The following is a 20,250-nucleotide window of genomic DNA, read 5'->3' on the forward strand; positions in this document are numbered from 1 at the left end:
GCGCCGATGATGTGTCACTGGTGTCGCTCGACGCCGGTACGGTTGGCCCGGCTGATCTTCCAGGTGCGACGGAGAAGCGAACGCACTTCGCCGGCTGGAGACCAGAGCAGCGGCCGTCTCTACTACGCCGTCGACACCTTATCGCCGCCGTGAGCGCGTCGGAATGGAAACCATAACAGTCGGATATTTCCCCAGGGAAAACCACCGGCTTAGCATCGCCCGACAGGCGCCAGGAGTGTCGCCAGGAGTTTTGGATGAGATTAAAAGTAGCTGGTGTCGTGTGGGCGGTTTCGCGACTCGTTAACAAGGGATACGACCGTAAGTATCGTAGCAAGGATGACGATCCCTTCGACCTGGCGCTCAATACCCCGCTACACCCGAGGCACATCCACGTCGACACCGCCCTCCGTTTGGAGAACGGACCTGATTATTTCATTTCGGATAAAAAGACGCACAACAAAGGATTGCTGATCGACGCATTCGACATTTTCGTTGAGACCTACGTCCGCAAGTTAGCCAAGCGGCTGGTGGAGACGGATTGCGCGGCTTCAAGCTGCCGGTCAATGAGCTCGCGCGCCGCAAATCGCGCGACCTAAACCGAGGGATTACGTCGTGAGCAGCGCGTCCCTAATCCTGACCGACCGCAGCCAGGCGCTCTCCGAGCCTACGGCCCTCTTCACCTCGCGGTCGGTCGTCGGCGCGAACCTGTTCACCGCGCTCCTCTACGGGCCGTTCACGGTCATGCTAACCTTGATCCCGTTCGAGATGATCCGGGGCGCGCACCTGCCGACGTTGGTGGCGGGCCTGGCCTTCATTCTCCTGCAGGTGCTGATTACTGCCGTCTCGCCGCTCGCTGGTATACTTTGCCGCCGGTTCGGCCGGCGCTTGCCATTGTTCGCCGGCGGTGCCGTCGTCGCCTTGGGATACGCCATCGCGGTCGGCGTCGGTCCGAACACGACCTATTGGGCGAACATCTTCCCCCTTCCTGTTGCTGGCGCTGGGCATGAGCCTGGCGATCGCGCCGTTGACAACTCTCGTTCTCACGTCCGTCGAATCCGATCGCGCGAGAACTGCGTCTGGCGTCAATAGCGCGGTCTCGCGCACCGGGGCGCTCTTCACTATCACCCTGCTCGCGGCGTCCTGCAGCAGGGCGGTCCTCAGCTATTCTTGGGGTTCCACATGGCGAAGGCTGTCGCAGCGCTCGCCTGCGTTCTCGCAACGCTCGCGGTGTTCATTATCGAGCCGGGGCCCACGTCGACTTCATCCCGCGATGACTGACCCGTTCGGCGCAGGTCGGTAAGGCCGGGAGGAAACAATGAAGAACAAGACCGACCTATCGGAAGAAGGAGAAAGCCAATGAAGATCCGAACCATCATCGCAGCCGCCTGCACGCCCCTCGTCATCTCGATAGTCGGCCCCATCTCGGCCCATGATGGCAAAACGGAAACCGTCACGAAGAACTTCGAGGCGGCCATTCCCAATATCCCAGGAAAGTCGCTGCTCGCGGTGGAGGTCGAATACGCGCCGGGCGCGGCTTCTCCGTCCCACACCCACGCGAAGTCGGCTTTCATCTACGCCTATGTAATCTCGGGCGCGATCGAGTCGAAAGTGAACGACGGCGAGACGCGTATCTATCGGGCCGGCGAGAGCTGGTCCGAATCACCGGGTGCGATCCATCCGATCAGCCGCAACGCGAGTAAGACCGAGCCAGCGAAGCTGCTCGCTGTTTTCGTCCTCGACACCAATGACAATCCTCTTACCACGCCCATCAAATAGACCTTCGGACGCATTGAGAGGAACGAGGGTCCTCGAGGGGGTAACGATGACAAGAACATGCTTTCATTCGAGCGGGCGGCCCGCCAAATCGCCCGCGAAAAGCACCTCGACTACGTTGTCTGATGCTTGGCTCAACCGAAGCATATCAGATCGAAGAGCACGGCGCCCCGAGTGATTGGGGCCATGACGAAAACAATGCGTCGATTCACGCTACTTTGGACGACCTGTGAACACGGGGTCAGAACAGGATTTTCTCAGAATCGATGTTATGGAAGACTCTCGCTCCGCCGGCGCTAGGTTGACATCAGTTACGATGGACAAACCGGGAGCGTCCCAATGAACCAATGAAAGAGGTTTCTAATCGAGCGCTTGTCTGACCTCCTGCGTGGGGGTCGTTTGTGTCTGAAAGCTTTAGACCCTGGCGCCGGAGAGAATGAAAACGATAGCGATCCGGCATTTCTAACAGTGCGCAGACGGGAATACCCTCCTCACACACCTCATCGATACTTGGTGGCAGCACGGGTGGCCCACGATCGATCCACCGTTCGTGTGCGCTGGCCCCCTACTCTCGATGTCCCAAGAACTCGATCGAGCAGCCCAGCATGCAGGAGTTGCGCCGTGTCCTTTCGCTTCATCACAAAGTCTCTCCACACCTACCTAATCGACTATCCTGTTGCCATCGTCTTGATGGTCGCGCCATTCCGGCTGAAACTGGGCGAGAGCAGTCCTGTCGCGCTGTGGTTTTCGGTGGTGACCCGCGTCACTGCGCTACTGCTGCCGGCTTTCACGAACCACGCGACGGAGCTCATCCGGGTCATCCATTACTGGCTGCATCTCTGGCTGCACGGCGCATTGGTTGTGATCTCCCTCACGGCCCCCTCCGCTTTCCATTTTACTGGGCTTGACGGCTGGTCCTACTGGGTTCTCGCCGCTGCGATCTTGCCGACGACCTTAGTCTCAGTCCGCCCGAGCTGAGCGCCGCCCAGCGAGCGAACCTCGACACGCGGACTATGATGTGAGGATCGATTCGATTTCGGCGCGGTATCCCGTTTCAGATTTGATCGCGAGAAAAGTGTGTTGCGCCGATCGGGGTTGAATAGACCGTAGCCAGTGACACGATCGAAGCGACGTATGGCCACCTACCTCTTCGATCAGAGCAAGACAGCGGCGTGAGTCGGCGGAGATAAGCGGCGCCTACATCCTGCGCGGCGGGGCCTTGCCCCAAGAGGCCGAGCGTCGAAACGTCGCTCGCGCCGCTCAGGCAAGTGGGCGGCTAGAGGTTACACTGAATTCCTGTACCACCGAATTGACGTCCAGTCCGCTGGTCCGACCTTAGCCGCCGTCAGGACGGTGGTCAGTCCATTACCTTACATCCACACCTTTCCAGAATGCGATGTAGCCTTTAATGGCCGCGGCTGCATCGGAGGGCGCGGCGTAATACCATGCCGCATCTTCATTAGTTTTGCCGTCGACGATGACCGAATAGTAATTCGCAAGACCCTTCCATGGACACCGGCTGGTCGTCATGCTTTTCCTAAGATATTGTGTACTGACCGAATCGGGCGGGAAGTAGTGGTTGCCTTCAACGACAACGGTCTTGTCCGATTCCGCTATCGTTGTCCCGTTCCATGTCGCGACTGCCATTTCACATTCCCTTCCATGCTATAAGCTCGAGCCGATACAACCTGGGCTCGATGCGCTCGGTCGGCGCCAGATAGCGTGGTCCGCAAATGCGGGGGCAAACCCGGCTTACGTACTTCCTCTTCCTCGAAGGTGACGTGCCGATCTGGGCAGCGCCGCTCAGCCGCGTGCATCAATAGGCACGTGTCGCTCACGGACGGACGCGGATGATCGTCTTCCCGTTGATCCGCTTCTTCTGGTTGAAGGCTGCGACGGCGTCATCGAAGGTCGAGACGGTGCCGATGTTCGTCCGCAGTCGTCCGTCTCGTACCCTCTGGACGATCTCACCCAGTTGGGCGCGATCGGACTCGACAACGAAGTCGACCGCCAGACCGTCGTCGGGCCGTGCCTCGCTCGGCCCGACGATGGACACCAGGGTTCCTCCGGCTCGAATCAGGGCTGCGGACCGCTTCCCGATGTCGCCGCCGATGACATCGAACACCAAATCGACGCCGCCGACGTCTTCCAGGGCGTCGTTCTCGAGGTCGACGAACTCTTGCGCGCCGAAGTCGAGCGTCTTCTGACGGTCGGCGGCGCGTCCGGTGCCGATGACGTAAGCGCCGGCCTCGCGTGCGAGCTGCGTTACCATCGACCCGACCGCGCCGGCCGCACCGTGCGCGAGGACGCTCTGCCCCGCCTGAAGGCGGCCGTGCACGAACAGTCCCTGCCACGCGGTCAGGCCCGAGATCGGCAGGCTCGCGCCGACTGTGAAGTCGACGTCGCCCGGCAGCGGCGCGAGGTTGCGTGCCTCGACTGCTACGTACTCCGCCAGGGTGCCGTCGCGATACCAGTCGGCGAGGCCGAACACTCGCTGTCCGACCGACAGCCCTGTCGTGCCATAGCCGAGAGCGGTGACCACTCCGGCCAGGTCGTGCCCAGGGATCGACGGTGTTCGGTCACGATCGAGGCGATCTGTCCAGGTCGAGGGCCACGTCAGCTCAGTTCCGACGAATCCCGACGCATGAACCTGAACGACGACGTCGTTTATCGCCGCCTGCGGCTCGGGCCGCTCCACCAGCTTCATTCCGGCCGTCCCCGCAGCCTGGGCCGTTACCGCGATCGCTTTCATCGTCCACCTCTTATGTCGTCATCTTTCGAATTCCTTCGCAGACCACGGAAAATACGACGCAAAGCTCGATGGTCCAATGACCGGTAGCTATGGAATCGATGCCATCGACACAGCGCGCGAAAGTCAAACGTGCGGTACAAACATCTGCTCCTTCGAAAGGTATCGTGCGACCGCGATGGTGTTGCACGTGCCTATCCTCTGGGCACGCCCGCATTACACGCGGTTATCGAAATCATAGCTTTACGGGTCGATTCCTTGCCAATAACGCTGTCGCGGTGAGCGCGGTCGTGAGGCTGCGGCCGACGGCGTACAGCTCGCTGCAATTGGAATTGCGAGTACATTCATGGCCCGGGCACCTCGACATCGAGATCGATTACGTCGAAGCACTCTAGGTGGGAGACACGACCATGTTTTCAGTGATTTTCGAGACGCTCCCCAATAAATGGAACTTCGATGACTACCTCCACTACGCCAGGATACTGCGCCCTGAGCTGGAGCAGGTCGAGGGCTTCGTCGAGAACATCCGCTACAAGAGCCTGACCCGCGAGGGCTGGACCCTTTCGCATTCGAACTGGCGGGACGAGAAGTCGCTCGTGCGCTGGCGCACCCACATGCGCCATCACCAGGTCCAGCAGAAGGGCCGCGACGAAATCCTCGCTGACTACCACCTGCGCGTCGGCCAGATCACTGCTGACAATCAAGTGCCGCCAGGCTACGCCCTCGCGGAGCAGAGGCTCGAGGAGACCGAAGTCGGGGAGGGAACGACGGTCACGCTGATTAACGCGACTCGCCCCGCGGAGTGGAAGCAGACCAACAACCCGTACGATTGCGCCGAGTGGCTCGGGCTGAATCCGTGGGCCGCCGACAGCACGTCCTGGGACATCTTCGAGGCCTTGCTCACGCCCGGCGATCTGATTCTGCTCATATCCTGGAAGAACGCAGCTGCGGCGCAGGGCTACGAGGACACTACCGCGCCGAATGACAAGGCGCGGGTCCGGAGAGTGCGCATCGTGCGCGACTACGGGAAATACGACCGTCGCGAAGCGCCTCAGTATTACGCAGACGCCAAGGGCGGCGAGACCCTCCACGCCTGACACCGCTCCGTCCAGGAACCCGAAGCGCGGCCCCAGCGAGCGGCCGTCGGCACATCCGAAAAGCCCAGACGCGTTCCCTTGAATCTCTCCTGGGTGCATCTGGGTTTTGCCGTCACGCTCGCATCACACGACACCCCCCAAGGGTACCTCGGAGATGATCGACGCGACCGTAAAGTTTAGAGCGACCCGGCTGGCGTAACGACAGGAAAGTCCTTCTCGGGATCGAACACGTTATTGAAAAAGTTCGTCAGAGAGTACATGGCCACCAGCGCGACGATCTCCATGACGTTCGCATCCGTGTAGCCGGCATGGCGGACGGCTTTCAGATCGGCGTCGCTGACATGTCCTCGGGTCTCGATGACTTTGCGCGCAAACCGGACGGCGGCGTCCCGCTTCGGGTCGGTGGCATGGCCCTTCCGAGCGAGAATGATTTCATCCGCCGGCAGCTTTGCCATATGCTCAGCCGTAAAGCTGTGAACCGTCAGGCAGTAGTTGCAGCCATTCACTTCGGAGACAGCAAGGCCGATGCTGTCACGGGTCTTCACGTCGAGCGCCTTGCTCAACGAGCCGAGCAGCGTGGCCCAGGCGTTGAACGCGATCGGGCTCTGCGCGAAGGTCGCCATCATATTTGGGGTGAACCCGATGTTCTTGGTGAACGCATCGAGAGTGGGTTTGCAATCGGCCGGCACCTGTTCCGACTTTAGAGCTGCTGTTCTTGGCATCGTAGTCTCCGTAACCAATAACTACACGAGATCCAGCACATCGGCCACCGGACGGCGCGGCTTCTGCGGCCAATTTCCCGGACGCTCCGCCCCTACGGACAACAGCATGACCGGGACTTCGTCCTTGGTCAGCCCGAACTCGCGGTGCACCGCGTCGGCATCAAAACCGATCATCGGCGTCGAACCCAAGCCCAGCGAACGGGCCGCATAGATCATCGCCGCCGCGCCGAAGGTGCCGGTGCGTACTGCTTCGTCGCGCTGGCGCTGCGGGTACTCCATGTACAGATCGCGCGCCGGGATTTCCCATTCCGCCACCATCTCTGCCGGCATGATGCCTGTTTCCACCAGCGGTGCTAGACGTTCTGGTACTACGCTGGAATCGGCCAACTGGCCGCAGACGATGAAGGTAACGGCCGCTTCGGTGATCGCGGGCTGACTCCAAGCGATCGGACTCAGCCGAGCCTTGGCTTCTGGCGTGCGCACGGCAATGAAGCGCCAGTTCTGCAAGTGGAAGGATGTCGGCGCGGTGGTGCCGATTCGCACCAGCTCGCGGATCTGGTCGTCGCTCAAGGTGGCGGCGGGGTCGTAATACTTGGCGGCGCTTCGGCTCAGGATACATTCAATGACGGCGTTGGTCATTCCGTTGGTCATTGCGATTCCGTTATTCTTAGTGATTCCGTTAGTCATGGTGATTCCTATGCGCTGGAAATGTTGTGGCGATGTAGTCCGTTCGACACCTCATGCCGGAGGCATGGGTAGTTTCCCAGATTACCCCGGCGAGTCTGATAGAACGTGGTCGGACGATCCGGATGGCGCCGGCCACCCGCGCTCGCCGCCGGCTCTTCACAACGATTGCCTTCATCGTCCCCCTGTTTTTGTACGGCGGGTCGTCGTCTTCCCGAATTCCTTTGCACACGAACGAAAATATTGCGGCCAAACTCGATGGACCAATGACCTTTGGTTATGGAATCGATGCCATCGACGTGGCTCGCAAAATCAACGCGGCGGTACAAACATCTACTCCTCACGCCGAAAGGGAGCGCTCGTGAATGTAGAGAGTCGATTTCAAGGCGGCGCCGGCAGCCATCACAGAGGGCTACAGCGAAGTGCTCTCCGTGGGACGGCGATGTGGTGCGAGCTTTCGCCGATCCGACGATGGACGACGCAACCGCCCGTTTGCGCGAGGATTGGCAGGAGCAGACATGGTCGGCTTCAACCTGGGGCACTCGATCAGTTTCAACCTCTGCCGCTCGGGATCGGGCAACGCATCTCTCAAATCACGCGAGATGTCTGCGGAGAAAGTGAGTGACTTCGTCTTGGGGTTTCGATTGAGCGCGTCAAGCGCAGCAGTGCACGACTACGCAACTTTTGATCTTTATCTCGACGGAGCCTGTCAGAAACAAAATTGTGAGTCCGGTTCGCAGGATCACTCTGGTAGCGGAGTCCTCTGGCCGACATCATTCGTCGGATGCGGAGGCATCCCCAGCCTGAGATCTCGCAAGTTGGCGAACCTTGTTGAGGATATCGGATGGTTCTTGGCGGATCGTAAAATCGGGCTCGGCGAAGGCGCTTCTGACGACGCCGCCTTGATCTATCACGAAAGTCGCCGGGATTGGCAGCATCCACTCGGTCGACCCGTGACGGCGCCCGAAGTCGTAACCTTGCCACGCGTAGTACGCCTTGGTTTCGTCAGGGATACGAAATAGGACGCCGTAGGATATTGCCACGGCATGGTCGACGTCCGCGAGCATCGTCAGGTCGAGGTTCAACTGCCGTTTGAGCTGCCTCGGCAGATCACGGGTCTCGGGCGACAGCACAACAAGGTTCGCCTTTAGACTGTCAAATTCGGCCTTAATCGCCTGAAGAGCGCGAAGCTCTGCATTGCAGAATGGGCACCATCCACCTCGATAAAAGCTAACTACGAGCGGCCCTTTACCACGAAGATGTTCGGACGAATGAAGTCGCCCATGCACATCGGGCAGGAGAAAGTCTGGCGCCGTATCACCAACCTGCAATGCGCCCGACGCGACATCAGTCTTGCGAAGAAATTCGACGAGATGGGTGTACGCCTCCCGGTCCGTGTCACTGAACCCGGCCAAAAGCTTGCTACGCACCTGATTGAGGGTCTTGGTTAAATTCAATTCGATGTTCATCTGCACACCGGGCATCTCAAGAAATGGGCGATGCGAGTCGTGCGGACATACCGCTCGCTTCGAGGTGGCCACGATGCTCGGTTTGGAGAGGCGATCCCGCGTGAAGAGACCAGTCGCGCAGCCGCGCAACCTTTACGAAGGCGTCAAGCGCCGGTGAGTAGCGGCGGCCCTGCACGGCGAGAAGCCGGACCTCTCGCCATACCGGATCCCCCTCGATCGGAAGAGCCTTTAGGGAGGGTAACCGGGGCATATGCTCCGGGGCGAGGACTATTCCGAACCCCGCGGCCGCCAAATGTTGTAGGTGCAGGTCCCGGCTGCTGCGATGATTGTAATGCGGCAGCGCGTCGGGAAAGCAGAGACGGTGAAATTTCGGAGCTACGTCACAGTTGAAGCGATCCAAAATAGTGGCTTGGCGAAGCGCTTCCATTCCGATCACCGGAAGGCCCGCGAGTTCATGCGACGGGGCGAGCACTGCGACATAACGCTCTTCGAACAGCGCCCAATCGTCGATTCGTTCTGGCTTATCGTCGAGATCACCGACCAAGGCGAGATTTACTTCGCCCTCCAACAGAAGCTCAACTAGGCGGCTTGGCGGTTCTTCTCGAAGCTCGACATGGAGGCCAGGGACGACTTTGCGAATCTCAGCGATAGGCTCAAGAACGAGCGAAGCGGAAATGGACGGGGCGAGACCGATGGTTAATGGAGCTACTTCCTTTTGCCGAAGCTCACGCGCTCGGCGTCGAACAGCATCCGTGGATGCAAGCGCGCGCTCGAGCATAGGAAGGACCGCTTTCCCCAAATCAGTGAGATGGGTGAATTGACGCTCTCGGTAGATAAGCTGCCCCCCGAGCTCCTGCTCGAGCTTCTGCACGCCCTTGGTCAACGCCGGTTGCGTGACGTTGCACATCTGCGCAGCACGCGTGAAGTTCAGCGCGCTCGCAACAGCTAGAAAGTACCGAACCTGGTGGAGCTCCATTGGACGTTCACCGCAAACTATTCTGGTCACTCTTGAGCACGTGTGATGGCAATGCAGCAACACGCGGCGCGCAGAGGCGCTATATCCTAAAGCCACGTTGCCACTAGCGCTGGCACGATGAAACCCGTGTCGGACGTCCCTGGACTAGCGGACACGCATTGTGGAATCCAAAGCCGGCCACTGCTGAGGATCAGTGTGCAAGTCGTGCGCGAATATGGCTAAGGACGGGAAAGAGCTCGGTTGGGTCGCAGCGTCGGGTGTAGTCGGCGCTGATATCGGCGTACTCGACGATCCCTTCGGGGCCTATTACATACAGAGCTGGCATCGTCAGTGTCCAACTCGACTCGCCATTCACGGCGGCGAGGTCGAGACCACATTCTATTTCAGCTGCGCGCAACTCCCAGGATAGCTTCCAGCGCAGGCCGAACGCCCGAGCGACCTTTCCGCCGCGGTCGACGAGGCTGGGGAACGATAAGCCGTTCACTCGCTCAGTGGAGCGGCTCTCGTCCGCGGACTGCTGGGAAACCGCGATGATCGACGCTCCCGATGAGCGAAGTTCCCGTGCGACAGCCTGGATCGCGTGCAAATCGAGCTTGCAATAGGGGCACCATCCCCCCCTATAGAAGACAATGAGAACTGGGCCACCGTTTAAAACGGAGTAGGATGAAATCGTTTTGCCATCGGGATCGCGCAGCCGGAATTCGGGAGCATAGTCTCCCGCATGAATGGCTCTTTCGGCGATGCCCGAGGAGACCAAGTCGTCGATGGCTTCCTGGCGGACACGCCTACTATGCGCAGGGGTGTTTTCATAACACTTGTCCCTAAGCACATCGAGCTCATCTTGGAGTCGCATTGCGGTCATCCTCACCGTATTCGGCCGCCCTCACTATTGACCTTGGGGGTGGTGCCAGTCTGGCGGTAGTGCCGAAACGCAAATCTGACATATTCTCGCTCGACATGAGCGAGCCTCCATGCCACAGCTTCGGTCTAAGTCTCGTGCCAGCCACGGATTGCACGGAACCTGAGTCCCTGCGGGTTTGATAGGCTGCCGCGCCCCAACTGCAGTGATCGACTGCCGAGAGACGCTCAATCCGGATCGATATAAGGGATCCGGAGTTCAGCCAGATCATCTTCATAGCTGGCCTGAGTGCCTGCGCTGCGGCCGGAAGTAGTGGCGTCCGCGCGTGTACGAATATCGGCACTAATGCCGAGAATTTCGCCAACGGGGCAGAGGTTTGCGGCCTCCAACAAGAATGCGCGCTGTTGCGCATCGAGTTCTCCCTCCAGCACGAGAATGCGCTCGAACGAACCTCTTTCGCCCTGGGCGCTGTGATGGAAGCTGACGCGCACTTCCACCCTCTCCAACGGAAGTTTCCGGCGCCGAGCCCGAAAACGAACGGTCATAGCGGTGCACGCCGCGAGAGATGCGCTGAGAAGGTCGTAAGGATTGGGACCGGGTGATATTTGGCCGACGCCATCCGGACCGCCGATAGGAAACTGAGATGCGCCGACATGGCCAACCAGCGCGCCCTGATTGCCGGGGTCGTTTGCGACGACAACTTCGCGGATCTTGGGTGCCTTGTCCTGTGGTATCATGGAGTGTCCTTCCATTGGAGTGAGCGCGTCATGCAAAGCGGCGTCGTTAGCCCGGGTTAGGGAGCGGAAACCTCTTGTTCAACGGGGCCGACAAAGTCCGCTCGAGCAGACTGCCTCGTTTGCAGAAGTAGATCAGTCAGACATTTGACGGCCTCGGTCAGTCCGAGGACCTCCCGCGCTCGAAGTTCGTCTATCTTTTCGTGCAAGAGCTCGATTTCTAGTTCGGCCTTGACGTTGACCCTATAATCGTTTTCTGCCGCTCTTCGATCGATATCTTGCTGCCTGTTCTGACTCATGATGATGATCGGCGCTGCATAGCCAGCTTGGACCGAGAGAGCGAGGTTCAACAGGATGAATGGAAACGGGTCCCAACTCCTCGCCGCGGCGACAAGATTGATCGAAACCCATGCAGCGAGAAGGATGGTCTGGACGATGATAAACTTCCAGGAGCCCATGACGCTCGCGACCTTGTCTGCCACACGTTGACCGACTGAGAGCGACTCGATCGGATCGCACGTGTCAGTTGGACGAAAGCGCAGTGAGCGGCGCAGCCGCCGCAATTCGGCGAGCAGTTCGCGCTCAGTGGGCTCCATGCTGTCGATTTCCGGTTCTACGGATTTGATGGCCCTGCTCCTCATCCGTACGGCGGGCGCGTCGCGCATATTTCCAATCAACCGCGTTGAGGCAACGCCAGATCGTCCGAGTTATTGACCCAACCAGCATGTGCGCGCGCAGGTCGATAGCAGTGCAGAGTAAGTCTTGTAATTCAAGGGAGATCTCGGCGCCGCATCTACTTCACTCAGTGCGTTCGGCAGTTAAATTCGGCGACCACTCGGGTAAAGCTATCATATCCATAACCGGTAGGAATGCTTCGTGAAGTCAGCGTCGAAGCTCCCCGATAAGGAAATCCGTGAACGCGCGCGCGGCTGGCTTAATGGTCTTTCCGCTCACGAACAGTGCATTGACTTCCATCGAGCCGAAATCCCAGTCGGACAGAATACGAACGAGCGCACCGCTTTCCAACTCTGCCTTCGCACTGATGAGGCTAGAGGCGACGATACCCAGTCCAGCCTTCGCGCCGGCGATGGCGCCTTCGACGATTGTCACTGCCAACTGACTTTGCACACGGACGGACGCGACACGCCCGTCCTTGCGGAACGAGAAGGTCGGTGAGAGATGGGCAGGGCCGATGATCATCGCATGGTTTGCAAGATCCGACGGCATCAGCGGCGTGCCGTGCTCTTCGAGGTAGAGGGGCGCGGCTGCAAGAATGCGCGGAACGTCGATCACCTTTCTTACAGTGGCGCTTGAGTCAGCCAGGCTTCCAAACCGGAAGGCGACGTCGATGCCCTCGGCGACCAGATCCTGATATCGATCGTTAGACAGTAATTCGACACGAAGCGCCGGATGCGCTGACAAGAATCTCGACAGCCTCGGAGTGATCTCCCGGAGCACGAAACTCGACGAGGTTCCGACACGAAGTACCCCTCGCAGTTCTCCGGTGCCGCGAGCCTCATGGTCGGCCTCCTCAAGCGAGGCCAGGATCGCCTCTACACGCATCAAGTAGGCTGCTCCAGCGTCCGTCAGCGTGACCGCTCGGGTTGTCCGACTGAAGAGTGTCGCGCCGACGTCGGCTTCCAACGCGGCGATAAGGCGTGACGCCGAGGGCTGAGAGAGACCGAGCTCACGACCGGCACTCGAAAAGCTCCCGACGCGACCTGCGCGGGCAAACAGTTTCAACGCTGTAAGTCGGTCGTTCATCAGCGGGCGCTGCCCGACGCGCCGGTCTCGGCGACGCGCGTCACGCTCTCGGCCCAGGAATGCGCAGCGCGTTCGGCAGCGCTGAAAAGACCGCCGCCCTCCCGCCAGGCCTGCACCAGAGTAGGCTTCTCGACCTCCACCCCCTTCTCGGTGAGGTCGTGGGTGTACATGTCGTGACAATAGGCACAGTTGTTGATCTGCGAGATCCGCAAACAGATTGCGTCCACCAGTTCACTCGGCAGACCGCTCTGCATGACATAGCCATAGACGCCGTCGAACGCCTTGGCCCCGTCGGGAACCATCTGGTTGCAATCGAGCCTCTTGGTCATAATTCTGATCCGTTCGGTCTTACTTCACAGGGGGCGAGCGCCTTGTCGTCGGAGTCGACGACGGAGACTGCGAGAGACTTCGCCGGCTTGGTCTTGCTCTCGTTGCGGCTGATCGAATGGGTTGAATTCGGCGATTCGGACCAGCTCTCGCCGGCCTTGTAGATGCGGGTCCCGCCGTCATTCGCCTTCGATTCGATCTCGCCCGAAATCACATAGGCGTAGATGAAAGCGGACTTTGCACGTGTGTTCGGCAAGGAGGCCGCGCGCGGCGCTTAGTCGGCTTCCAGGGTGACGAGCGATTTGCCAGGAATGTTAGGAATCGCTCGATTTGGGCGTGACCGTTTCGGCCTTGCCGTTATGTGCCAAAGCGGGCCTGGCAATAGCAAAGGCGAAGGCCGCGCTGGCAACAATGGTTATGGTGCCGACGCTCATAGGCTTCTCCTTCCGTCCGCCCATAGATGTCCCATGTTGGGCCAGAAAAAAGTACCAAGAATGCAAATAAATCGTGTACTATGAACGATGAACAAGCCGCTTCAGCTGAAGGTCGACCGTGCGGCAAAGCTACCTCTAGCGGAGCAGATCCGAAGGGGGCTGACCGCGGCCATCGAGGGTGGAGTACTGGAGGCTGGCGCACGCTTGCCGTCATGGCAGGACCTCGCCGCCCAGCTCGGAGTCGCGCGAGGTACGGTGCGAACCGCGTACGAGAAGTTGGCCGCCGCCCAATTGATCGAGGCCTCGCGAACCGCTGGCACGCGCGTCGCCCAGCGGCCTCGGATTCTCGTCAGGAGCGAGCAGCCGCCGGACGCAGGCTCGTTCATGGAGATCTATCGGGAGATGACGCAGGGTCCTGCGCTCTTCCAGATGGGCGTGCCGGCGACCGAGAGCTTTCCAGCTACGCTGTTTGCGCGAATTCGGGCGCACGCAGTTCGTGCCGAGGCGAGTGTTCCCCTCCTCTACCCCGATCCGCGCGGCGAGCTCGAACTGAGGCAGGAAATCGCGGGCTATCTTGCCGTCGCTCGGGGCATCATCTGCATGCCATCGCAGGTCGTAGTCACCGGGGGCTTCGGCGCAGGGCTCGGCCTGGCGCTCAGCGTTCTGGGCTTGGCTGGGCAAACGGCCTGGATCGAAAACCCCGGCTTCCCCTGGAGCAGAAAGGGACTTGAGCTCGCCCGCCTGTCCCTCGCTCCGATCCCGGTTGATGCCGACGGTATCAATATCGATCATGGCTTGCGCCACCATCCTGACGCCAAGCTCATACTCGTGACACCCGGTCAGCAGGCGCCTCTCGGTTCCACCTTGTCGCTTGAACGGCGCCTTCGCCTGCTCGAATGGGCAGCCGCACAAGAGGTTTGGGTGATCGAGGACGACTATTTGAGCGAGCTACAGCTGTCTGGCAGGGCCGCGCCGGCGCTCGCGTCGCTCGACCGCGATGGACGGGTCATCCACATTGGCTCCTTCAGCAAGACGATCAGCCCGACCATTCGGCTGGGCTTTCTGATCGCGCCGCTCGAACTCGCCTCCCGGTTCGCCGACGTGACGGCGTGTCTCGCGCCGGCACCGTGCCCGGCGGTGCAACTCGCGACCGCCGAGTTCATGCGCGAAGGCCACTACATGCGCCATCTCCGCCGCACGAAACGCGCCTATGCCGCCAAGCGGAAGGCGTTGTTGGACTGCCTTCAGACAGCCATGGCCGCCGATCAGGTTGCTGCGCCCGGCCTGGCCGTACTGCTGAAATTACCCAAGGGAACTTCGGACATAGCCGTGGCTCGCGAAGTCTCGGCGTTCGGCATGGCTCCGTCGCCGCTTTCAGCCTGGTATGTATCGGCTGACAACGCCGAGTCCGGGCTTCTGCTTGGCGTAGCGACCGCGCCGACGAAACACTTGGCTCGATCTTGCGATCGGCTGTTTGAAGTCATCCGTCGGTTCAACTGAGAGGTTTGAGACTGAATCGTTGGCTGTCGATTGAAACTTCTTATTGCGGCGGAGTGATCTGACGACTCTGGTTCCGTACGGAACGAGAGCCATGGCGCCACGGCCCAGAATGACATGACCAGCACGCAGGGCGTAGCCATCCGACTGTAACTTTGACAAGTAGTGTGGTTACCGCGTGAAAGAGAAGGCAGTTCACATAGTGATGATAATCATTTCCCAAAGCGGCTCCTGTTAGGCAAGCTGCTTTAAGCGCTCACTCGCCACGCTTCCGCAGAGTCTGGCCGTCTCCTGAGTGACCTTCGAATGCGTTGGCGCGCAAATGATCAATCCGTCCACGAGGCCCTAGATCGTAGAAACGCGTTCGATTTATTGACGCGGATCATGAATGCCCACAGTGCCCCGTACGCTTTTTGCCGTTCTCGTGCGCCCTCAACGATCCTCGGTCGGGGTTCACTGCGCGAATTTCGCGGCACCAGTTATGCGCAATAACAATCGTCTATCGACTCTATGGCGAGAGGTGATTTCCGTCGTCGGCGTTGCAAGGTCACTCTCCCAAAGCTCGGTCCAATCAATCTCAGGATCAGGCACCGCGATGGCGACTCGCCAGCTGCGAGTGTTGATTGAACTACAAATGGCGCGAAAGAGAACGACGCTGATGTCCCAAGAAGCGGAAGCGTACGACATTGTCATTGTTGGCGCGGGCGCGGCCGGCTGCGTCGTTGCGAGTTATCTCGCCGAACACACCGATGCTTCGATCGTGCTGATCGAAGCGGGCGATACGGATCGCGATCCGTTCATTCACATTCCCGCCGGCTTCGCCAAGATACTGGCCCAAGACCGGCATGTCTGGAAATACGAGACGGTTCCCCAGCACGGCACCAAGCGAGCATATCGCTCAGGCAAGGTGCTCGGCGGCGGCTCCTCGATCAACGCGATGGCTTACGTCCGCGGTCAGATACGCGATTACGTCGCGTGGCAGGACGCGGTCGGCGATACCGGCAAATGGTCGTATGAAGACCTGCTTCCCGTCTTCATGGCGCAGGAAGACAACGACACCTTCCACGACAAATATCACGGCATCGATGGTGGTCTGGCTGTTCAGTTGCCCAAGGGCATCAACAAGCTGAACCAATATTGCCTCAAGGCCTTTCAGGAATATGGGATTCCCTATAATCCCGACTATAACGGAAAGAGCCAGATCGGCGTCTCACCGGTGCAGTCGACGGTCGGGGATCAGCGGCGGTGCAGCGCGGTCGACGCTTATCTGCGCCCGCACCTCGCCTCGGGCCGCGTGACTCTTCTCACCGGCAAGACCGTCGTCCGCATTCTCGTCGAGAACAAGCGGGCCGTCGGCGTCGAGCTCATGGACAGGGGCCTGGTGAGAATCACGGCCGGCGAGGTTGTGCTGTCGGCCGGCAGCGTCCATAGCCCGAAGATCCTCATGCACTCTGGCATCGGGCCAGCCGAGCAGCTTCGCCAGCACGGCATCGCCGTGATCGTCGATTCTCCCGAGGTGGGCGAAAATCTTCAAGACCACCCGATGGTACCGGTCCGTGTCTATGTGAAGGGCGATCTTGGCTATCAAGCTGCCGCGCATGGCCTCGGTAGCGTGAAGGCGGGCCTGCGCTATTTCGTGACCAAGGATGGCCCGGCGTCGGGCAACGGCATCGAGACGGTTTCCCACTGGAATCCGTCCGACTTCACCGCCGAACCGACAATCCAATGCTATCACGCCCCTATCATCGCAAACCAGGAACTGAGCCCGACGGGCGACCGCTCCGGCATCACCTTCGAGCTCGTAGTGCTTCAGCCCAAGAGCCGTGGCTGGGTGCGGTTGACCGACAGCGACCCGACGTCGATGCCCCTCATCAACCCGAACTTCATCGGCGAGGAGCAAGACTTGAGGGCCGTGGTGGAGTCAGTGCGCGCGATCCGCAAGGTTTTGGCGCAGCCGTCGCTGGCGCCGGTGATCGAGGAAGAGATGGAGCCCGGGCCGCGCATCCAGTCGGACACCGAGATCGGCGAATGGGCAAAGCGCGCTGTGACGACGATGTGGCACCCGGTCGGCACGTGCCGGATGGGCCGGGATGCGCGAGCGGTGGTTGACGCAAGGCTCAGGGTCCGCGGGGTCGACGGCCTCCGGGTGATCGACGCCTCGATCATGCCGAACATCACCAGCGGCAATACGAACGCCCCGACCCAGGCGCTCGCGCGCCACGCCACGGTGATGCTGGTCGAGGATCTGAAGCGGACATAAGGAGCTCTGGCGCGAACCGACATAGATCGTCATCAAGTACGGAACCGACCAAGTCGCGTCAACGTCAAAGGGCTGAGTCCTTGCAAACTGCGGATGAGCAGGCCGCGCAGATTTTCATGATGACGGACGACATCGCGGAAAGAGCCCGCAAGATCGGCGGCACAACGATCCGCTCGATCGGCCACATCGCCAGGGTGAAGCATATCGAGGACGATGATGCCGATTTCGTCACGCCCGAAGACATGCTGGCCGAACTGAAGGAAGACAACCTGGCGCTCACCCAGCGCATGCGGCAGACACGCAATGTCTGCGAAGAGCATTGCGATGTCGCCATGGCCAGCCTGATCGAAAACTGGATCGACGAGGCGGATCATCGCACATGGTTCCTGTTCGAGGCGACCAGGAGAGCTTAACCTCGAGCGCACGCCCACCCGCGAAGTTCGGGTGACTGCATACGCTCCCGCAAAAATTCCCTCTTGGGCTTTGACGTCAGACTCCTTCGCTTGGATGGCATTTTGTTGGCGCTACAGAACGTCCTCTCCATCGATACGCGGCCGTCCAGCACGATACGCATCTCGCGCGATTTGGGCCTGCCATGTACATAGACGCGGTCGAGAAGCGGGCGTGGTTCCTGAGCGAAGGCGCACGGCTGATCGTCGACGGATGCGCTGCGCCGAAAGTCCAAAACACGATGCCGCGAGTCCGAAGTGGCGCGTGTGCGCTAGGAGTCACGGCTATTCGAATCCAGAGTGAGCGCCGGTCTAGGCCGACGTTTGCCGACGCGCCTGCACGGACAATGCGATCAGCGCACGCATTTCGACCACCCTCAGAGAATGGATTGGATGCCTGACTTGAGCGACTCAAACGCATTGCAGGGACCGCCAGGCGTGTCGAGACCGGCGGCCGAGGCTTCAGCGCGTTCCCGCGAAGCGGAATTCGACGTCGACCTGTTCGTGATCGGGGGCGGGTCAGGAGGCGTCCGGGCTGCGCGCGTGGCGTCGGGGCATGGCGCGAAAGTGATGCTCGCGGAGGAGTACCGGCTTGGAGGGACGTGTGTCATCCGCGGCTGCGTGCCGAAGAAGCTGTTTGTCTACGCGAGCCGTTTCAGCGACTCGTTCGACGAGGCTGCAGAATTCGGCTGGCGCTTGTCGGTCCCGCATTTCGACTGGTCGTCATTGGTCGCCGCGAAGGACCGCGAGATCACACGCCTGGAGGGGCTCTACGGCGCCGGTCAAGAAAGTGCGGGCGTCGAGGTCGTGAGGTCTCGCGCTGTGCTCGAGGACGCGCATACGGTGCGCCTCCTCAAAGACGGCCGTCGCGTGCGGGCGCGCACGATCCTGATCGCGACAGGCGCACGGCCCGAACTGCCTCCCTTCGACGGGATTGAGCTCGGCGCCACCTCGGATGACATCTTCGACTTGAAGACGTTCCCCGGGAAGCTTGTCATCGGCGGCGCCGGATACATCGCGATGGAGTTCGCTGGCTCATGTCGGTCACGGCCGTGCACCCGTCAGTCGGCGAGGAGATCGTCGCAATGCAGACGCCGACTGTGCGTTACGACCGGCGCGACGTCTCGACACCGCTCGTCCCAAGCGCCGCCGTTTGACGCGGCCGGCACGTGCTCGGAAGGGCCCACTCGGAAAGCCGCGGCCGTCGAGCAGCTCACTAGATGCTGCAGGCCTCAAGCTGCCGGGAATGAAATCGATAACGCCACGCCACTTCCGTAGCGGCGAGAGCGCTAGCAGTGTCGCGCTGGCCGCCTGAACCAACCGTTCGTCGACCCGGCGCGTGCCGTCCTTGCGTGCGAACAGTCTGAGATCCTGAAGGTGAGCGCGATGATCCGCTTCTATTTCCACCCGACGCCCAATCCAGCCAAGGTCGCCCTGTTCTTGGAGGAGTCCGGGCTAACGTATGAGCTGGTGCCGGTCGACACGAGCAAGGGCGAGCAACACCAGCCCTCATATCGCGCCGTCAATCCCAACGGCAAGGTGCCCGCCATCGTCGACACCGAAGGTCCGGGCGGCCAAGAGGTGCGGGTTTTCGACTCGAGCGCCATTCTGCTGTATCTCGCCGAGAAAACAGGCCGATTCCTTGGACAGCCTTCCAAGCGGGGTGAACTCTTGTCGTGGCTTTTCTTCCTCGGAACAGGCCTTGGGCCCTTCTCGGGACAGGCCGTGCATTTCCAGTTTGCGGCCCCCGACGGCCTCGACTACGCCGTCAATAGATACCGCCGCGAAGCGGAGCGCCACTATGCCGTACTCGACAGCCAACTCACCGGCCGCGACTACATCGTCGGGTCTGACTACACGATCGTCGACATGTCCGCCTGGGGTTGGATCGATCGCGCCTCCCGTGTGATGAAGGGCGCACACGATCCCTTGGCGCCGTTCCCGAACGTCAAGCGGTGGTTCACCGCGATCGACGGGCGCCCCGCGGTCGTGAGGGCGCGCGCTGTCGGAAAGGATCACGAGTTCAAGAAGGTGAACGACGAGGCAACGAAGCGTGCGCTCTTCCCGTCGAACTACCCCGTGACCGACTAGAGGGCAACCGGGTCTCATCCGTCCCAACTGCGGGAATGGAAACGATAACAGCACCACATTTCCTAACGCCCAGCACGAAACTCAGCGTCCGGTGTGGCGTGTCTATGGGGGCCACCGATCGTGCGGCGGTCGCGTTCGCGGACTTGTTCCATCAAGCCGCTGACCAATGCGGGTCGCGGTTCACTTGTTCCTTCCGGTCGGGCGCGGTGGCGGCGATGAGCCGGCGGCTCGCTATCGCTCTTTTTGGACATATATGGCGTCAGTGTGAGCTTTACCGGCTGCGCCGACGAGCCCCGGATGACCATCGCGGTTCCGGACAGCGTCACCGGCTCAAACAGGAGTTCGTATTCAGCCCGCACTGAGTA

19 protein-coding genes and 4 pseudogenes are annotated in these 20,250 nt (G+C 60.5%); 11 read left to right on the plus strand and 12 right to left on the minus strand.

Features of this window, described 5'->3' with window-relative positions; all coding sequences use genetic code 11:
* Positions 1 to 254 precede the first annotated feature (254 nt).
* The 4 genes from K289_RS45265 (at position 255) to K289_RS0127100 (ending at position 2,751) form a co-directional block, all read left to right on the plus strand.
* Positions 255 to 596 carry a hypothetical protein gene (locus K289_RS45265; protein WP_198024777.1) on the plus strand — a complete coding sequence of 114 codons (342 nt, stop codon included), beginning with the start codon at positions 255 to 257 and terminating at the stop codon, positions 594 to 596.
* Positions 597 to 612: 16 nt separating this feature from the next.
* Positions 613 to 1,089: an MFS transporter gene (locus K289_RS45270; protein WP_027554390.1), complete on the plus strand. Its 477-nt coding sequence runs from the start codon at positions 613 to 615 to the stop codon at positions 1,087 to 1,089.
* A gap of 267 nt (positions 1,090 to 1,356) precedes the next feature.
* Positions 1,357 to 1,776 carry a cupin domain-containing protein gene (locus K289_RS0127095; RefSeq protein ID WP_027554391.1) on the plus strand — a complete coding sequence of 140 codons (420 nt, stop codon included), beginning with the start codon at positions 1,357 to 1,359 and terminating at the stop codon, positions 1,774 to 1,776.
* A 618-nt stretch (positions 1,777 to 2,394) separates the two neighbouring features.
* Positions 2,395 to 2,751 (plus strand): hypothetical protein, encoded by a 357-nt coding sequence (locus K289_RS0127100; RefSeq protein ID WP_027554392.1) that lies wholly within the window; start codon positions 2,395 to 2,397, stop codon positions 2,749 to 2,751.
* 387 nt (positions 2,752 to 3,138) lie between these two features.
* On the opposite strand, the gene K289_RS0127105 is transcribed toward K289_RS0127100, so the two are convergent.
* Positions 3,139 to 3,420 carry a DUF427 domain-containing protein gene (locus K289_RS0127105; RefSeq protein ID WP_027554393.1) on the minus strand — a complete coding sequence of 94 codons (282 nt, stop codon included), beginning with the start codon at positions 3,418 to 3,420 and terminating at the stop codon, positions 3,139 to 3,141.
* A 187-nt stretch (positions 3,421 to 3,607) separates the two neighbouring features.
* A complete protein-coding gene (locus tag K289_RS0127110; protein WP_027554394.1) occupies positions 3,608 to 4,525 on the minus strand; it encodes an NADP-dependent oxidoreductase in 918 nt (305 codons plus the stop codon).
* A 407-nt stretch (positions 4,526 to 4,932) separates the two neighbouring features.
* On the opposite strand from K289_RS0127110, the gene K289_RS0127115 reads away from it, so the two are divergent.
* On the plus strand, positions 4,933 to 5,619 hold the full coding sequence (locus K289_RS0127115) for an antibiotic biosynthesis monooxygenase (protein WP_027554395.1): 687 nt from the start codon (positions 4,933 to 4,935) through the stop codon (positions 5,617 to 5,619).
* 176 nt (positions 5,620 to 5,795) lie between these two features.
* Here K289_RS0127115 and K289_RS0127120 read toward each other — a convergent pair whose 3' ends face one another.
* Both K289_RS0127120 and K289_RS0127125 read right to left on the minus strand, forming a co-directional pair.
* Positions 5,796 to 6,341, minus strand: a complete 546-nt coding sequence (locus K289_RS0127120) for a carboxymuconolactone decarboxylase family protein (RefSeq protein WP_027554396.1) — start codon at positions 6,339 to 6,341, stop codon at positions 5,796 to 5,798.
* A 21-nt stretch (positions 6,342 to 6,362) separates the two neighbouring features.
* Positions 6,363 to 6,992 carry a nitroreductase family protein gene (locus K289_RS0127125; RefSeq protein ID WP_027554397.1) on the minus strand — a complete coding sequence of 210 codons (630 nt, stop codon included), beginning with the start codon at positions 6,990 to 6,992 and terminating at the stop codon, positions 6,363 to 6,365.
* 158 nt (positions 6,993 to 7,150) lie between these two features.
* Here K289_RS0127125 and K289_RS0127130 point away from each other — a divergent pair, with 158 nt between their 5' ends.
* Positions 7,151 to 7,390, plus strand: coding sequence for a hypothetical protein (locus K289_RS0127130; RefSeq protein WP_156918205.1), 240 nt, complete (start codon positions 7,151 to 7,153; stop codon positions 7,388 to 7,390).
* A 408-nt stretch (positions 7,391 to 7,798) separates the two neighbouring features.
* Here the strand turns inward: K289_RS0127130 and K289_RS45275 are convergent, their stop codons facing one another.
* The 8 genes and pseudogenes from K289_RS45275 to K289_RS45290 all read right to left on the minus strand — a co-directional run bounded on the left by K289_RS45275 (position 7,799) and on the right by K289_RS45290 (position 13,588).
* Complete coding sequence (locus K289_RS45275) at positions 7,799 to 8,494, minus strand: peroxiredoxin-like family protein (RefSeq protein WP_035685968.1); 696 nt, start codon at positions 8,492 to 8,494, stop codon at positions 7,799 to 7,801.
* 16 nt (positions 8,495 to 8,510) lie between these two features.
* A complete protein-coding gene (locus K289_RS0127140) occupies positions 8,511 to 9,470 on the minus strand; it encodes a LysR family transcriptional regulator (RefSeq protein WP_027554399.1) in 960 nt (319 codons plus the stop codon).
* Positions 9,471 to 9,660: 190 nt separating this feature from the next.
* Positions 9,661 to 10,323: a peroxiredoxin-like family protein gene (locus tag K289_RS0127145; protein ID WP_063614202.1), complete on the minus strand. Its 663-nt coding sequence runs from the start codon at positions 10,321 to 10,323 to the stop codon at positions 9,661 to 9,663.
* A gap of 233 nt (positions 10,324 to 10,556) precedes the next feature.
* Positions 10,557 to 11,066, minus strand: a complete 510-nt coding sequence (locus tag K289_RS48990) for an OsmC family protein (RefSeq protein WP_198024778.1) — start codon at positions 11,064 to 11,066, stop codon at positions 10,557 to 10,559.
* A gap of 56 nt (positions 11,067 to 11,122) precedes the next feature.
* Entirely contained in the window at positions 11,123 to 11,659 is a 537-nt protein-coding gene (locus K289_RS0127155; protein WP_245284015.1) for a DUF1003 domain-containing protein, read from the minus strand.
* Between the two features lie 286 nt (positions 11,660 to 11,945).
* The gene (locus tag K289_RS0127160; protein WP_027554402.1) at positions 11,946 to 12,827 is read right to left on the minus strand and encodes a LysR family transcriptional regulator; all 882 of its coding nucleotides are present in this window, start codon (positions 12,825 to 12,827) and stop codon (positions 11,946 to 11,948) included.
* Positions 12,828 to 12,832: 5 nt separating this feature from the next.
* Positions 12,833 to 13,156 (minus strand): annotated as a pseudogene (locus K289_RS45285) (carboxymuconolactone decarboxylase family protein); the annotation flags it as partial.
* A pseudogene (locus tag K289_RS45290) lies at positions 13,153 to 13,588 on the minus strand (cupin domain-containing protein). The pseudogenes K289_RS45285 and K289_RS45290, both read right to left, overlap by 4 nt.
* Before the next feature lie 87 nt (positions 13,589 to 13,675).
* Between K289_RS45290 and K289_RS0127175 the strand changes: the two are divergent.
* The 5 genes and pseudogenes from K289_RS0127175 to K289_RS0127195 all read left to right on the plus strand — a co-directional run bounded on the left by K289_RS0127175 (position 13,676) and on the right by K289_RS0127195 (position 19,885).
* The gene (locus K289_RS0127175; protein WP_027554403.1) at positions 13,676 to 15,088 is read left to right on the plus strand and encodes a PLP-dependent aminotransferase family protein; all 1,413 of its coding nucleotides are present in this window, start codon (positions 13,676 to 13,678) and stop codon (positions 15,086 to 15,088) included.
* 655 nt (positions 15,089 to 15,743) lie between these two features.
* Positions 15,744 to 17,345, plus strand: coding sequence for a GMC family oxidoreductase (locus K289_RS0127180; RefSeq protein WP_027554404.1), 1,602 nt, complete (start codon positions 15,744 to 15,746; stop codon positions 17,343 to 17,345).
* A gap of 92 nt (positions 17,346 to 17,437) precedes the next feature.
* A pseudogene (locus K289_RS45295) lies at positions 17,438 to 17,758 on the plus strand (Dps family protein); the annotation flags it as partial.
* 474 nt (positions 17,759 to 18,232) lie between these two features.
* Positions 18,233 to 18,829, plus strand: a pseudogene (locus tag K289_RS45300) (FAD-dependent oxidoreductase); the annotation flags it as partial.
* Positions 18,830 to 19,180: 351 nt separating this feature from the next.
* Positions 19,181 to 19,885 (plus strand): glutathione S-transferase family protein, encoded by a 705-nt coding sequence (locus tag K289_RS0127195; RefSeq protein WP_027554405.1) that lies wholly within the window; start codon positions 19,181 to 19,183, stop codon positions 19,883 to 19,885.
* Positions 19,886 to 20,250: the final 365 nt, after the last annotated feature.

This window comes from Bradyrhizobium sp. Cp5.3 (assembly GCF_000426265.1).
Classification (GTDB): Bacteria; Pseudomonadota; Alphaproteobacteria; order Rhizobiales; family Xanthobacteraceae; genus Bradyrhizobium; species Bradyrhizobium neotropicale.